The sequence below is a fragment of the Pimelobacter simplex genome (assembly GCF_024662235.1).
Taxonomy (GTDB): domain Bacteria; phylum Actinomycetota; class Actinomycetes; order Propionibacteriales; family Nocardioidaceae; genus Nocardioides.
Map to the genome: position 1 here is coordinate 3,266,257 of NZ_CP096276.1, position 13,942 is coordinate 3,280,198.

A 13,942-nucleotide genomic window follows, 5' to 3' on the forward strand; every position below is an offset into this window, starting at 1 on the left:
TTACGTCGAATCCCCATCGCGGGGCGGTCCTCCCCGCGCCCACGATCGGGACGTGGACCTCCTTCGCCGCGCCCGCGCGCTCCTGCTCCTCACCGCACTCCCGGCCGGCCTCGTCGCACTCGCCGTCCCGGCCCCGGCCCAGGCCGCGGCGCCCGGCAACGACAACCGCTCCGACGCGACGACCATGCAGTACGGCCACAGCTACGGGGTGACCACCACCGAGGCGACCACCGAGGCCGGGGAGGCGCAGCCGTGCGGGGTCCCGTCGGGGCACTCGGTCTGGTACCGCTTCTCCCCCTCGGTGTCGGGGTTCTACGTCCTCGACACCGTCGGCAGTCCGCTCGACACGGTGGTCTCGGTCGAGAACTCCACCGGCACCACCCTGGGCTGCAACGACGACGTGGAGCGCGGCGTCTCCGGGTCCCGGCTCGAGATCGCGATGACGAGCGGGGCGACCTACTACGTGCGGGTGGCGGGCTACGGCAACGCCTCGGGCAACTTCCTGATGTACCTGCTCGCCAAGGCACCGGCCAACGACGACCGCGCCGCGGCGGCGAACCTCACCTTCAACGGCAGCCGCGAGGTCGGCCTGCTCCAGGCGAGCACCGAACCGGACGAGCCCTCCGCGGAGTGCGAGGCCGGCCTGCACAGCACCGTCTGGTACCGCTACGTGCCCACCCAGGCGGGCCGGCTGACCATCGGCAACGGCAACACCTGGGCCGCCCGGATGCGCCTGTTCGACGCCACCACCAGCACGCCCCAGGCACTCGTGTGCGACAGCTACCACGACGGCGACACCGGTCAGTTCGGCACGATCAACCAGTACGTCCGGCCCGGCCGGACCTACCTGCTCCAGGTCGGCGCGCCGCCCGGCGTCACCGCCGAGCGGACCACGATCGCGGCCGGATTCACCCCGGGCACCCAGCCGGCCAACGACTCCTTCGCGACCCCGGTCCGGCTCGGCGGCACCCGGGGCTCCGTCGCCGTCCCCGCGGGGCAGCTGACCACCGAGGCCTTCGAGTGGCCGCTCTACGGAGGCTCCCGGACCGGCCTGCACTCGGCCTGGTACCGCTGGACCGCGCCGTCGAGCGGGACGCTGCGGCTCACCGTCCCCGACGGCCTCCAGACCGTCCTGGTGTGGAAGGACGTCGCCTATCCCTGGCTGCTCGACGGGACCGGCCTCGGCACGCGCACCGCCGCGCCCGGCGGTGGCGTCGTCCGGTCGGTGCCGGTGACCCGCGGGACGACGTACCGGATCCTCGCCGACTGGCGCAGCCCGGCCGCGTTCACCGTTTCCTACGCCCTCGACACGACGGCCACCGCGCCCGCGGCCCCCGCCCGGCCCACGGTCAAGGTCCGCCACCGCACGGCCGTGGTGACCTGGCGGGTACCGGCCGACCGCGGAGCCACGATCACCGGCTACACGCTGACGGTGCGCGGCACCGTCGCCGGGCGCAAGCGCACGATCGTGCGCCAGGTCGGCCCCGCGGCTCGTCGTACCGTGCTGCGCGGGTTGAAGCCGGGCCGCTACCGGGTCGTCGTCACCGCCACCAACGCGATCGGTACGTCGCCCGCGAGCCCGTCGGTCCGGTTCCGGATCCGCTGATCCTGGGCTCAGACCAGGTCGGCGGCCCGGATCGACGTCGCCTCGATGGCGGCGGCGATCTGGGCGAGCGAGTCGGCCGGGATGGCGGAGTCGACCGAGAGCGCGACGAGCGCCTCGCCGCCCTTGGTCTCGCGCGAGACCTGCATGCCGGCGATGTTGACCTGGGCCTCGCCGAGGATCTGGCCGACGGTGCCGACCATGCCCGGGCGGTCGACGTAGGTGAAGAACGCGAGGTGCTCGGTCAGCTCGATGTCGACGCTGAAGCCGTTGACCTCGACCAGGCGCTCGTGCTGGGCGATGCCGACGAGCGTGCCGCTGACCGAGACCTGGTTGCCGTCGGCGAGGGTGCCGCGCAGCGTGATCAGGTTGCGGTGGTCGACGCTGTCGCTGTCGGTGACCAGGCGGACCGCGATCCCGCGCTCGGCGGCGAGGAGCGGGGCGTTGACGTAGGAGACCTGGTCCTCGACGACGCTGCCGAAGACACCCTTGAGCGCGGCCAGCTCGAGCACCTTGACGTCGTGGTCGGCGATCTCGCCGCGCACCTCGACGTCGAGCTGCTGGGCGACCTCGCCGGCGACGGCGGTGAAGACCTGGCCGAGCTTCTCGGTGAGCGGGATGCCGGGGCGCACGTCCTCGGCGATCACGCCGCCCTGGACGTTGACCGCGTCGGGCACGAGCTCACCGGACAGGGCGAGCCGGACCGACTTGGCCACGGCGATGCCGGCCTTCTCCTGGGCCTCGTCGGTGGAGGCGCCGAGGTGGGGCGTGGCGACGACGTTCTCGAGCTCGAAGAGCGGGCTGTCGGTGCACGGCTCCTTGGCGAAGACGTCGAGGCCGGCGGCGGCGATCCGGCCGGTCTTGAGGGCGTCGTAGAGCGCGGCCTCGTCGACGATCCCGCCCCGGGCGGCGTTGACCAGGACCAGCGACGGCTTGGCCTTGGCGAGCGCGTCGGCGTCGATGAGGCCGATCGTCTCGGCGGTCTTGGGCAGGTGCACGGACATGAAGTCCGCCTCGGCCATCAAGGTGTCGAGGTCGACGAGGCGGACGCCGACCTGGGCCGCGCGCCCGGCCTGGACGTAGGGGTCGTAGGCGATGACGTTCATGCCGAACGCCGCGAGCCGCTGGGCGACGAGGACGCCGATCCGGCCGAGCCCGACGATGCCCACGGTCTTCTCGAACAGCTCGATGCCGGTGTAGCGCGAACGCTTCCACTCACCGTTGCGCAGGGCCGCGTGGGCCGGCGAGACGTGGCGGGCGGCGGCGAGCATCAGCGCGACGGCGAGCTCGGCGGCGGAGATGATGTTGGAGGTCGGCGCGTTGACGACCATGACGCCCGACTGGGTCGCGGCCTTGACGTCGACGTTGTCGAGGCCCACGCCCGCGCGCGCGACGACCTTGAGCCGCTGACCGGTCGCGAGCGCCTCGGCGTCCACCTTGGTCGCGGAGCGCACCAGGATCGCGTCGACGTCGACGATGGCCGCGAGCAGCTCGGCCCGGTCCGCGCCGTTGCAGTGGCGGATCTCGAAGTCCGGCCCGAGCGCCTCGACGGTCGCGGGGCTCAGCTCTTCGGCGATCAGGACGACGGGTCGAACGGTCACAGCGATGTCCTTGCAGGATTCGTGCGGGTGGGGGTTGCGGCACGGCGCTGTGCGTGCCGTCCACGATACTCGATCCCGCCCTCCGGGAGCAGGTCCCCGACCACCGTGGACCCTTCGTACGGTCGCCGCCATGCCCGACGACATCTCCGCCCGGCTCGCCCGTCTCGAGGCGGTCGCCGCCATCGAGGCGGTCAAGCACCGCTACTTCCGTGCCTGCGACGCCAAGGACCCCGCCGCGTTCCGCTCCTGCTTCGTCGCGACGGGCTCCTCCCTCGACTACGGCGACCTCGGCCGGACCGACGCCGACGGCATGGCCGCGGTCTTCGCGAAGATCGCCCTGGAGCGCGATCCCCGGGACGGACGCCACGTCATCCTCGACATGCACCACGGCGTGCACCCCGACATCGAGGTCCTCGATGCCGACCACGCCACGGGCTCCTGGACCCTGCGCTTCCGCCAGGTCGACCTGACCCAGGGCGTCGAGCGCGTCCTCAGCGGCGAGTACGCCGACGAGTACCGCCGCGAGGACGGTGCCTGGAAGATCGCCACCTGCACCTTCCGGGCGCAGTGGTCGATCACCCGGCCGCTCGGCGACGACGTCGTCGTGCACGAGCCGGCGGATCAGGCGAACAGCGCCTGACCGACGTACTCGCCCTTGCCGACGCCCGGCGGCACGGCGAACAGTGCCGAGCTGGTGAACCGCAGGTACTCCATCAGCGCGTCCGACTTCGCCATCGCCCGCTGCAGCGGGATGAAGTGCGTGCGCGGGTCGCGGACGTAGGCGATGAAGAACAGCCCGGCGTCGAGACCGCCGACGTCATTGCTGCCGTCGACGAAGTTGTAGCCGCGGCGCAGCATCCGGACGCCGTCGAACTGGTCGGGGTGCACGACGCGCACGTGCGCGTCGACCGGGATGAGCGGGCCGGCGCTGCCCTTGATGCCGAAGTCGGGCTCGGTGAACTCCTTGCCGCCCGAGAGCGGCGCGCCGCTGCCCTTGGTGCGCCCGACGAACCGCTCCTGGGCGTCGAGCGACTGGCGGTCCCAGATCTCGATGTTCATGTTGATCCGGCGGGCGACGAGGTACGAGCCGCCGCTCAGCCAGGCCGCGGCGGGGTCGTCCTCGCCGGCGACCCAGACGTGCTCATCGAGGGCGCTGCCCTCCTCGGCCTTGATGTTGGCGGTGCCGTCCTTGAAGCCGAACAGGTTGCGCGGGGTGGACTGGCTCGTCGAGGTGGTCGAGGTGCGGCCGAAGCCGAGCTGGGACCAGCGCACGGCGGTGGTGCCGAAGCCCATCCGGACCAGGTTGCGGATCGCGTGCACGGCGACCTGCGGGTCGTCCGCACAGGCCTGGATACACAGGTCGCCGCCGCTGCGGGCGGGGTCGATCACGTCGGCGGAGAACAGCGGCAGCGGCTCCAGCGCGGCCGGACGGCGATCCGCGATGCCGAAGCGGTCCTTGCCGTCGGCGTCGCCGAACAGCGACGGGCCGAAGCCGAAGGTGATGGTCAGGCCGCTGGGCGGCAGCCCGATCGCCTCGCCGGTGTCGTCCGGCGGCGCGTCGGCCGCGCCCTCGACCGGGCCGACCGGGCCGGCCGAGCCACCCTGGGTCATCCGCTCGGCGGCCTCGGTCCACGCCTGGAGCAGGCGGACCAGCTCGTCGCGGTCGTCGGTGGTGACGTCGAGCGCGACGAAGTGGAGCCGGTCCTGCGCGGGCGTCACGATGCCGGCCTGCCGCGCCCCCCGGAAGGGGTACGTCGTCGAGCCGGCCGCCGCGGCCGTCGTACCGTCGGGGGCGGTGGCACGCCCCACCGCGAACGCGCCGACGGCCCCGGCGGCGGCCACGCCGCCGCCGAGGAGTCCGCGCCGGCTGACGCGCGACCCGCCGGTCAGGAAGTCACCGCCGCGGTCAGCCGCGACAGCGGCTCGGACAGGGCGTTCACGGCGTCCGACAGCTCGCGGACCTGGGGCTTGGTGAGCTCGGTGTAGAGCACGAAGCCGTCGCCCGACTTGTGCTGGTCGAGGAGCTTCTGGAGTGCGGCGAACTTGGTGGTCAGCTCGGTGGCGAGCGGGGCGTCCTTGCTCTCCAGGAGCGGCTGCACGCCCTCGTAGGCGACCCGGGCCCCGTCGATGTTGGCCTGGAAGTCCCACAGGTCGGTGTGCGACCAGGCCTCCTCCTCGCCGGTGATCTTGCCCTTGGCCACCTCTTCGAGCAGGCCGATGGAGCCGTTGGCGATCGCGTCGATCGGGTAGGTCAGCGCGTCGGCACCGGTGGCCTGGATGCGGCGGTTGAGCTCGGTGACGTTCTTGAGCAGGTCGTCGCCGTAGGTCTTGCGCTCGGCGGGCGCCAGCTTCTGGTAGCCCTTGGCCGGCGGCCACAGGTCCTTCTCGATCCGGTGCCAGCCGGTCCACTTCTCACCGGCGGCGAAGTCGACGTCCGCCTCGCGGGCGTCGGTCAGCGGGTCCAGGTCGCCGAACGACTCGGCGACGGTCTCGATGCGCTCCCAGTGCTCGCGCGCGACCGGGTAGAGCGCGCGGGCCTCGTCGTCCTTGCCGGCCTCGTAGAGGTCGACGAACTGCTGGGTCTTCTCCAGCAGCTGGCCGGACTGGTCCTGCACGTAGGCGCGGTAGTTGGCCTGGGCCTGGTCGATGAGCTCCTGGTCCGACGCGCTCGCCTTCTGCTCGTCGTCGGAGGGGTCGACGGTGAACGCCGCCCGGATGCCCTCGCCCACCATGCCCGGCTTGCAGGCGGTGAAGTACTCACCGGCCGGCGCGTTGACGGTGAGCTTCTTGGTCAGGCTCGGCCCGATGTTCTCGACCTCACCCACGATCCGCAGCCCGTCGCTGCCCAGCAGGTAGAACTCGGTGACGTCGGAGCCGGTGTTGGTCACGTCGAAGGTCAGCGTCCCCGCCGGCGCCTTGCCGGCCGAGACCTCGCACCCGTCGGCGCTGGAGGTGACGGTGAGGGCACGCTCATTGCCCCCCTTGGCGCCGTCCTTGTCCGAGGCGTTCTCGGTGCAGGCGGCGAGCGCCGGGACGACGGCGAGGGCCGCGACCGAGGCGAGCAGGGTCTTGCGCATGGATCAGTGCTCCTGAGGCTGAGGGGCCGGACGAGGCGTCCGGGTCCGGGTGCGGGTGCGGAGGAGGAAGATCGCGCCGACCGGGACGACGTACAGCGTCCAGACGAGGGCCTCGAGCTTGGTCGTGGCCGGCGAGAAGTTGAAGATGCCCTTGAGCAGGGTGCCGTACCAGGAGGACGGCGGGATCGCCGACGAGACGTCGAAGGCGAGGTCGTGCAGGCCCGGCAGGATGCCGGCCTCCTGCAGGTCGTGGACGCCGTAGGCGAGGACGCCGCCGGCCACGATGATGAGGAACGCGCCTGTCCAGGTGAAGAAGACGCTGAGGTTGAGGCGGATCGCGCCCCGGTAGATCAGGTAGCCGAGGGCCACCGCGACGAGCAGACCGAGCAGGGCCCCGAGCAGCGGCTCCCAGGTCGGCGTGACGGTCCCGATGTCCTCGCGCGTGCCCGCCTTGGTCGCCGCCCACAGGAAGAGCGCCGTCTCCAGACCCTCACGGCCCACCGCGAGCATCGCCACGAAGGCCAGCGACCAGCGCCCGGCGTCCGCCGCCCGGTCGATCTGACCGCGCAGCTCGGACCCGAGCCCGCGCGCGGCGTTGGACATCCAGAAGATCATCCACGTCACGAAGACCACGGCCAGGATCGAGAGGCCGCCCCCGATCGCCTCCTGCGCCTCGAACGTCAGCCCACGCGGGCCGAACGTCAAGGTGGCACCGAACGCGAGCGAGATCGCCACGGCCAGCGCGACCCCCGCCCAGATCCGGGGCAGCAGCTCACGGCGCCCGGACTTGACCAGGTACGCCACGAGGATGCTGACCACCAGCGCGGCCTCGAGGCCTTCGCGCAGTCCGATCAGGAAGTTGGCGAGCACAAACGGCGAGCGTACTCCGCATGGTTAGCCTTGCCTAATGCGACCCGCCTGGCGGGGCGTCGCGCCTCGTTGCGAGACCGACCGCCGGGCGATCCCGGTCCCAGGAGCTCGCGCTCGCGCCGTCCAGCAGCCGCTGGTCGACGACGAGCCGATCCACCCAGGGGGCCTGGTCCGGGGCGTCGAGCACGGCGAGCCAGTCGACCTCCGCCGTCCGCCCACCGAGATCGACGACGAGCGCGACCGTGTCGGCTGGACTCGCCACGGACGTCTCCTCGACGGCGGCCACCACCGCATCCGCCTGCGGCACCGACAAGCCGTCGAGGAAGGCCACGACGCAGTGCCGAGCGCGGTTGCCGGTCGCGTCGGGCAGGCGCGACCAGCTGAGCACCAGGTCCTCCGAGCCCGAGAACCACAGCTGGAAGGTCAGCGCACCGGTCTCGGGCGAGCGCAGGCAGGCCTCGAACTCGGCGTGCCCCGTCGGCACCCGGTCACCCTCCGCGTCCAGCACCGAGACCGTGCCCGGGGCGCCGGGCGCGTCCAGGGCCAGACCCGCGCGGCGGAGCCGGGCGACCAGGGCCGGAAGGCCGGCACCGGCCACGTACCACCTCACGAAGGGATCAGGCACGGGCCACCTCCTCGGACATGAGCGCCACCGCCGAGCACAGCCTGCCACCACGTCCGGTGCACCTCCGTCTGTCGGCGCGGCCGTCCGATCCGGCTAAGGTCGGCGGTATCGGTTGCCGGCGACGAAGGAGTCACTGCCATGCGGGTTTTCACGACGTTCGAGGAGGTCGCCGAGGCGGCCGGGACCGACCTGGGAGCCAGTGACTGGGTCACCGTCGACCAGCGCCGCGTCAACCAGTTCGCCGACGCGACCGGCGACCACCAGTGGATCCACGTCGACCTGGAGCGGGCCAAGGAAGGGCCGTTCGGGGGGACGATCGCGCACGGCTACCTGACGCTGTCGCTGGTGCCGTGGCTGGGCAGCCAGGTCTTCACCCTGCGCACGCCGGGCGCCAAGCTCAACTACGGCGTCAACAAGGTCCGCTTCCCCCACCCGCTGCTGGTCGGCAAGCGCATCCGGCTGCACGTGCAGATGGGTGAGGTCGTCGACATCCCCAGCGGCAAGCAGCTGACGGTGCGGCACACGGTCGAGATCGAGGGCGAGGACAAGCCGGCCTGCGTCGCCGAGACGGTCGTGCTGCTGCTCCCCTAGGCGCTCAGGCGCTCTCGCGGGTCTCCCACGCCTGCTGCAGCGCCTGGGCGAACAGCTCGGTCGGCTGTGCGCCGGAGATCCCGTAGCGGCCGTCGACCACGAAGAACGGTACGCCGGACGAGCCGTACGCCTGGGCCTGGGCGACGTCGGCCATGACGTCGTCGCGGTACTCCGTGCTGCCCAGCACCTCGTCCACGCGCGTCGCGTCGAGGCCGGCCGCCGCGGCCGCACGGCGCAGCACGTCGTGGTCGCCGAGCGACTCCCCCCGCGTGAAGTACGCCGCGAGGAACTCCTCGAGCAGCGCCTCCTGCCGCCCCACCGACTTCGCGAGGTGCAGCAGGCGGTGCGCGGTCAGGGTGCGCGCGTGGAGCGCGTCGGCGTGGGAGAAGTGGAGGCCCTCTGCGGCGGCGACCTCGTCGGCGCGCGCCATCATCTCGCGGGTGCCGGCCTCGTCGGCGCCGAACTTGCGGCCGAGCACGGTCACGGTGGACTCGGTGCCGACCTCGGGGGCGAAGGGGTCCAGTTCGTAGGAGCGGTAGACGAGCTCGACGTCGTCGCGGTGCTCGAAGTCCGCCAGGGCGTTCTCCAAGCGGCGCTTGCCGATGTAGCACCACGGACACACGACGTCGGCCCAGATCTCGATACGCACGACGGGCCCAACGCCGCGGACCCCTGAATGCTTCCCCGGTCACCCCCTAGGGGACCCCGGGGCGGCGTCAGGGGCAGGTCAAGGGATCTGCCGGAAGCGGCGGGAGGCCCCCCGCGGACAGGCTGAGGCCCATGATCACCGTCGAGTCCCTCTCCAAGTCCTACGGCAGCTTCACCGCCGTCGACGACGTGTCGTTCACCGCACGGCCCGGCCGGGTCACCGGCTTCCTCGGGCCCAACGGGGCCGGCAAGTCCACCACCATGCGGGTCATGGTCGGCCTGACCGGTCCGGGCAGCGGCGAGGTCCGCGTGCTCGGCCGCCGGTTCGCCGAGCTGCCCGACCCCGGCCGCGAGGTCGGCGTCCTCCTCGACGCCTCCGCCCAGCACGCGGGGCGCACCGGCCGGGAGATCCTGACCATCGCCGCGCTGACCATGGGCCTGCCCCGGACCCGGGTCGACGAGATGCTCGAGCGGGTCAGCCTCACGCCGGACGAGGCCAGCCGCCGGGTGCGCAACTACTCCCTCGGCATGCGCCAGCGGCTCGGCATCGGCACCGCGCTGATGGGCGACCCGGAGGTGCTCATCCTCGACGAGCCCGCCAACGGACTCGACCCGGCGGGCATCCGCTGGATGCGGGACCTGCTGCGCGACTTCGCCGACCAGGGCGGCACCGTGCTGCTCTCCTCGCACCTGCTCCACGAGATCGAGGTCATCGCCGACGACCTGGTCGTCATCGGCAACGGCCGGATCGTCGCCCAGGGCACCAAGGAGGAGCTGCTGGCCGGTGCCGGCACGCTCGTCCGCGCTGCGGACGGCGGCAGCCTGGCCGCCGCGCTCACCGCCGCCGGCATCGCCGCGCGGCCCACCTCCGGCGGCGCCGTGCTCGCCGAGGCCGACCTGACCCGCGTGGGCCAGGCCGCGTTCGCCGCCGGCATCGCCGTCACCGAGCTGCGCGCCGCCGACGGCGCCGGCCTGGAGGAGATGTTCCTGGCGCTCACCGCCGAGAGCCAGCGCGACGTCGTCAGCCACACCACGAACCCCGAAGGAGCAGCGGCATGACCGCCACCACCGTGGACGCCGTCCCCGACGTCGCCCCCACCGCCACCCGGAGCCGTCCGGTGCCCGCCCCCACCCCGTTCCGCCGGGTGCTCCGGGTCGAGCTGCGCAAGATGTTCGACACCCGCTCGGGCTTCTGGCTGATGGCCAGCATCGTCATCACCTCGGTCATCGCCACCGCCCTCACGGTCATCCTCGGCAACCGCGACACCCTCGACTTCGAGGACTTCGCCGCGGCGATCGGCTCCCCCATGTCGATCGTGCTGCCGATCATCGGCGTCCTCGCGGTGACCAGCGAGTGGAGCCAGCGCACCGCGCTGACGACGTTCACGCTGGTCCCCCACCGCAGCCGGGTGCTCAGCGCGAAGGTGCTCAACACCCTGGCCATCGGCCTGGTCTCGATGGTCATCGCCCTCGGCGTCGGCGCACTCGGCAACCTGCTCACCGCGATGATCACCGGCAACGACGCGGTCTGGAACATCTCGGCCGGCACCTTCGCCCAGATCGTGCTCGCCAACGAGCTCGGGATGCTGCTCGGCTTCGCGCTGGGCCTGCTGTTCCGCAACTCCCCCGCGGCGATCGTCGGGTACTTCGTGGTCATCCTGGTGCTGCCGACGCTGTCCGGTGCGCTGGCCTCGGCCCAGGACTGGTGGGCCGACAACGCCGGCTGGTTCGACCTCAACCAGACCCGGTTCCTGCTCTTCGACGGCGGGCTGAGCGGCCAGGAGTGGGCCCAGCTGGGCCTGACCTCCGTGCTGTGGATCGCGCTCCCGCTCCTCCTCGGCCTGCGGCTGGTGCTGCGCTCCGAGGTCAAGTAGCCACTCCTCCACCCCCACCGGCGGCCCGTCCTGCGATGCAGGGCGGGCCGTCGTCGTAGTTGCCCCAAATCGGTGAGTCGCGCCCCGGTGTTTGGTGCGAATCTCGTGCTGTCTCGACCGACTCACCTGGGGGCAACTGTGCGACGTCGACACCACCACGTCCGGATCTTCCTGCTCGTCGCGGCCGTGGTGGCCGCTCTCCTCGCGACCGGCGCCGCGGGACCGCCGGCCACGGCGCAGCCCGCTCACCACCGGCTGATCCCGTCGGCAGTGCCGGCGACCACGCCGAACATCCTCGACGGCAAGACGCTGGCCATCGCCGAGGTCGGCCGCAAGGTGTTCGTGGGCGGCACGTTCACCACGACGCAGAACTCCGGGACGAGCGCGCAGCTCGCGACGCCGTACCTGTTCGCGTACGACCGGGTGACCGGCCTGGTCGACCAGACGTTCAAGCCCGCGCTCGACGGCAGCGTCGTCGCGGTGGTCCCGTCCCCCGACGGCAGTGCGCTCTACGTCGCCGGCACGTTCAAGCTCGCCGGGACCACCAAGGTCCGCAACGTCATCAAGATCGACACGAGCACCGGCGCACTGGTCACCGCGTTCAAGAACCCGAGCCCCAACGGCAGCGTCCTCGACCTCGCCCTGGTCGGGAACCGGCTGCTCCTGGCCGGCAGCTTCACCACCGTCGCGACGCTGCCCCGGGCCGGCCTGGCCTCGCTGGACGCCACCACCGGAGCCGTCGACGACTACCTCAAGGTCGCCGTCGACACCAACCACAACTGGCCCTCCGGTACGGCGAAGGCCCCGGTCGGCGTCGCCAAGCTGGCGGCCAGCCCCGACGGCACGCGCTTGGTCGCGATCGGCAACTTCAAGCACGCCGACGGCCTCGACCGCGACCAGGTCGCGCTCCTGCGGCTCGGGCCCGACAACGCCTACGTCGACCCCACGTGGGCGACCCAGCGCTACACGCCGGCCTGCCAGAAGAACGCCTTCGACTCCTACGTCCGCGACGTCGACTTCTCCCCCGACAGCACCTACTTCGTGATCGCCGCGAGCGGCGCGGGCTACAACGGCACGCTGTGCGACTCCGCCTCGCGCTTCGACGTCGCCGCGACCGGGACCGCCGTCGAGCCCACCTGGCAGGCCGCGACCGGCCAGGACTCGCTGCTCTCGGTCGCCGTGGCCGACAACGCGGTCTACGTCGGTGGCCACCAGAAGTGGATGAACGCCATCCAGAGCGGCGCCGACCAGCAGGCCGGCCAGGTGCCGCGGCCCGGCCTGGCCGCGCTCGACCCGGCCAACGGCATGCCGCTGGCCTGGAACCCCGGCCGGCACCCGCGTGGCGACGGCGCCGAGGAGCTGCTCGCCACCGACAACGGGCTCTACGTCGGCAGCGACACCGAGTACATCGGCAACCGCCAGTACTACCGCGCGCGGCTCGCGTTCTTCCCCGTCGACGGCGGCACCGCGCCGGTCGCGGAGCCGGACCCGGTGCTGCCGCGCAGCCTCTACCGGCTCTCCCAGAACACGGTGACCACCCGCCAGTTCACCGGGACGACCGCGACCGTGCCGGCCACGGTGACCACCACGGGCGGGGCCAACTGGAACAGCGTGCGCGGCGCCTTCATGATCGGCTCCAAGCTGGTCTACGGCGCGACCGACAACAAGTTGCACTACCGCACGTTCAACGGCACCGCCTTCGGTCCCGACACCGTGATCGACCCCTACAACGACCCGGTGTGGAGCGATGTCGTCAGCAGCGGCGGCACGGCGACCTACCGCGGCCGGGTGCCCACCCTCTACGGCCAGCTCTCGGGCGTGACCGGCATGGCCTACGCCAACCACCGGCTGTACTACACGCGCTCGGGCAACAGCAAGGTGTTCTGGCGGTGGTTCTCCCCCGACAGCATGGTCGTCGGCGCCGCGGAGTTCAGCGTCCCGTCGTCGGGCTTTCCCCTCCTGCGCGACGCCCGCAACCTCTTCTACGCCGACGGCAAGCTGTGGGCGGGGATGACCACGAACGACCTGTGGAGCATGCCGGTCACCGACGGCATCGCGAGCGGCGGCTGGACCAAGATCACCGGTGGCGGCGTCGACACCAACCCACAGTGGTCGAGCGGGACGGTCTTCCTCGGGCCGCTGGCCAACCAGGCACCCACCGCCGCGTTCACCTCGGCCTGCACCGGTCAGACCTGCGGCTTCGACGGCCGGGCCTCGGACGACGCCGACGGCACGGTCACCTCGTGGGCCTGGACCTTCGGGGACGGCGGCACCGGCACCGGTGCCCAGCCCGACCACGTCTACTCCGCGCCCGGGACCTACCAGGTCACGCTCACCGTGACCGACGACGACGGCGCGAGCACCGCGCTCGTCCAGCCGGTCACGATCGCCGCCCCGGCCAGCACGATCGGCTTCCGCGACGCCACCGGCAAGGTCACCAACGCGACGAGCATCGTGACCCCGGTGCCGGCGAGCGCCCAGGCCGGCGACGGGCTGATCGCGGTCGTCTCGGCGGGCACGACCGTCGTACCGGCGGCGCCGCCGGGGTGGACCCAGGTCGGCGCGCCCGCCAGCACGGACGCGATGACGACCGTCGTGTGGCAGCGGGTCGCAGCGGCGGACGACGCCGGGCGCAACGTGACGGTCTCCTTCGGGACCACGGCCGTCAAGGCGACCCTCACCGTGCTCGCCTACTCCGGCACCGATCCCGGCGGGCCGGTCGCGGCGCTGGCCGGGAGCGGGGAGACCACCGCCACCACGGCGCACCGCAGCCCGTCGGTCGTCTCGCCCGGCAACTGGGTGGTGACCGTGTGGGCCGACCGCTCCTCGACGACCACGACGTTCACCGAACCGGCTGGGGCCACCGTGCGCCAGCGGCTGATCGGGACCGGGGGCGGGCACGCCGACCAGCTGGTGGCCGACACCGCGGGCCCGGTCGCGTCCGGACCGTACGGCGACCAGGTGGCCACCACCGACGCGGCCGCGAAGGGAACCTCGGTGACGCTGGCGCTGCACTGAGCCGGATCGGAGTAGGTTCGCCTTCGACCCCGGAG

General features: G+C 72.3%; 12 protein-coding genes. 6 read left to right on the plus strand and 6 right to left on the minus strand.

Annotated elements, in window-relative coordinates; translation table 11 throughout:
• The first annotated feature begins 52 nt into the window (after window positions 1–52).
• Window positions 53–1,606, plus strand: a complete 1,554-nt coding sequence (locus M0M48_RS16060) for a fibronectin type III domain-containing protein (RefSeq protein WP_257751904.1) — start codon at window positions 53–55, stop codon at window positions 1,604–1,606.
• A gap of 8 nt (window positions 1,607–1,614) precedes the next feature.
• Here the strand turns inward: M0M48_RS16060 and serA are convergent, their stop codons facing one another.
• Entirely contained in the window at window positions 1,615–3,204 is a 1,590-nt protein-coding gene (gene serA / locus M0M48_RS16065; protein ID WP_257751905.1) for a phosphoglycerate dehydrogenase, read from the minus strand.
• A 130-nt stretch (window positions 3,205–3,334) separates the two neighbouring features.
• On the opposite strand from serA, the gene M0M48_RS16070 reads away from it, so the two are divergent.
• Entirely contained in the window at window positions 3,335–3,844 is a 510-nt protein-coding gene (locus tag M0M48_RS16070; RefSeq protein ID WP_257751906.1) for a nuclear transport factor 2 family protein, read from the plus strand.
• Here M0M48_RS16070 and efeB read toward each other — a convergent pair.
• The 4 genes from efeB to M0M48_RS16090 are packed head-to-tail and all read right to left on the minus strand — an operon-like array spanning window position 3,826 to window position 7,776.
• On the minus strand, window positions 3,826–5,046 hold the full coding sequence (gene efeB, locus M0M48_RS16075) for an iron uptake transporter deferrochelatase/peroxidase subunit (RefSeq protein ID WP_257751907.1): 1,221 nt from the start codon (window positions 5,044–5,046) through the stop codon (window positions 3,826–3,828). The two genes, M0M48_RS16070 and efeB, sit on opposite strands and share 19 nt — an antisense overlap.
• A gap of 44 nt (window positions 5,047–5,090) precedes the next feature.
• Window positions 5,091–6,281 (minus strand): iron uptake system protein EfeO, encoded by a 1,191-nt coding sequence (gene efeO, locus M0M48_RS16080; protein ID WP_257751908.1) that lies wholly within the window; start codon window positions 6,279–6,281, stop codon window positions 5,091–5,093.
• 3 nt (window positions 6,282–6,284) lie between these two features.
• Complete coding sequence (efeU, locus tag M0M48_RS16085; protein ID WP_257751909.1) at window positions 6,285–7,151, minus strand: iron uptake transporter permease EfeU; 867 nt, start codon at window positions 7,149–7,151, stop codon at window positions 6,285–6,287.
• A gap of 34 nt (window positions 7,152–7,185) precedes the next feature.
• Window positions 7,186–7,776 carry a hypothetical protein gene (locus tag M0M48_RS16090; protein WP_257751910.1) on the minus strand — a complete coding sequence of 197 codons (591 nt, stop codon included), beginning with the start codon at window positions 7,774–7,776 and terminating at the stop codon, window positions 7,186–7,188.
• Window positions 7,777–7,914: 138 nt separating this feature from the next.
• On the opposite strand from M0M48_RS16090, the gene M0M48_RS16095 reads away from it, so the two are divergent.
• Complete coding sequence (locus M0M48_RS16095; protein ID WP_215817333.1) at window positions 7,915–8,367, plus strand: MaoC family dehydratase; 453 nt, start codon at window positions 7,915–7,917, stop codon at window positions 8,365–8,367.
• Between the two features lie 4 nt (window positions 8,368–8,371).
• Here M0M48_RS16095 and M0M48_RS16100 read toward each other — a convergent pair whose 3' ends face one another.
• Complete coding sequence (locus M0M48_RS16100) at window positions 8,372–9,016, minus strand: DsbA family oxidoreductase (protein WP_257751911.1); 645 nt, start codon at window positions 9,014–9,016, stop codon at window positions 8,372–8,374.
• 131 nt (window positions 9,017–9,147) lie between these two features.
• On the opposite strand from M0M48_RS16100, the gene M0M48_RS16105 reads away from it, so the two are divergent.
• The 3 genes from M0M48_RS16105 (at window position 9,148) to M0M48_RS16115 (ending at window position 13,907) form a co-directional block, all read left to right on the plus strand.
• The gene (locus tag M0M48_RS16105) at window positions 9,148–10,074 is read left to right on the plus strand and encodes an ABC transporter ATP-binding protein (RefSeq protein ID WP_215817335.1); all 927 of its coding nucleotides are present in this window, start codon (window positions 9,148–9,150) and stop codon (window positions 10,072–10,074) included.
• Entirely contained in the window at window positions 10,071–10,889 is an 819-nt protein-coding gene (locus tag M0M48_RS16110; protein WP_257751912.1) for an ABC transporter permease, read from the plus strand. The genes M0M48_RS16105 and M0M48_RS16110 overlap by 4 nt, the downstream gene beginning before the upstream one ends.
• A gap of 138 nt (window positions 10,890–11,027) precedes the next feature.
• On the plus strand, window positions 11,028–13,907 hold the full coding sequence (locus M0M48_RS16115; RefSeq protein WP_257751913.1) for a PKD domain-containing protein: 2,880 nt from the start codon (window positions 11,028–11,030) through the stop codon (window positions 13,905–13,907).
• Window positions 13,908–13,942 lie beyond the last annotated feature (35 nt).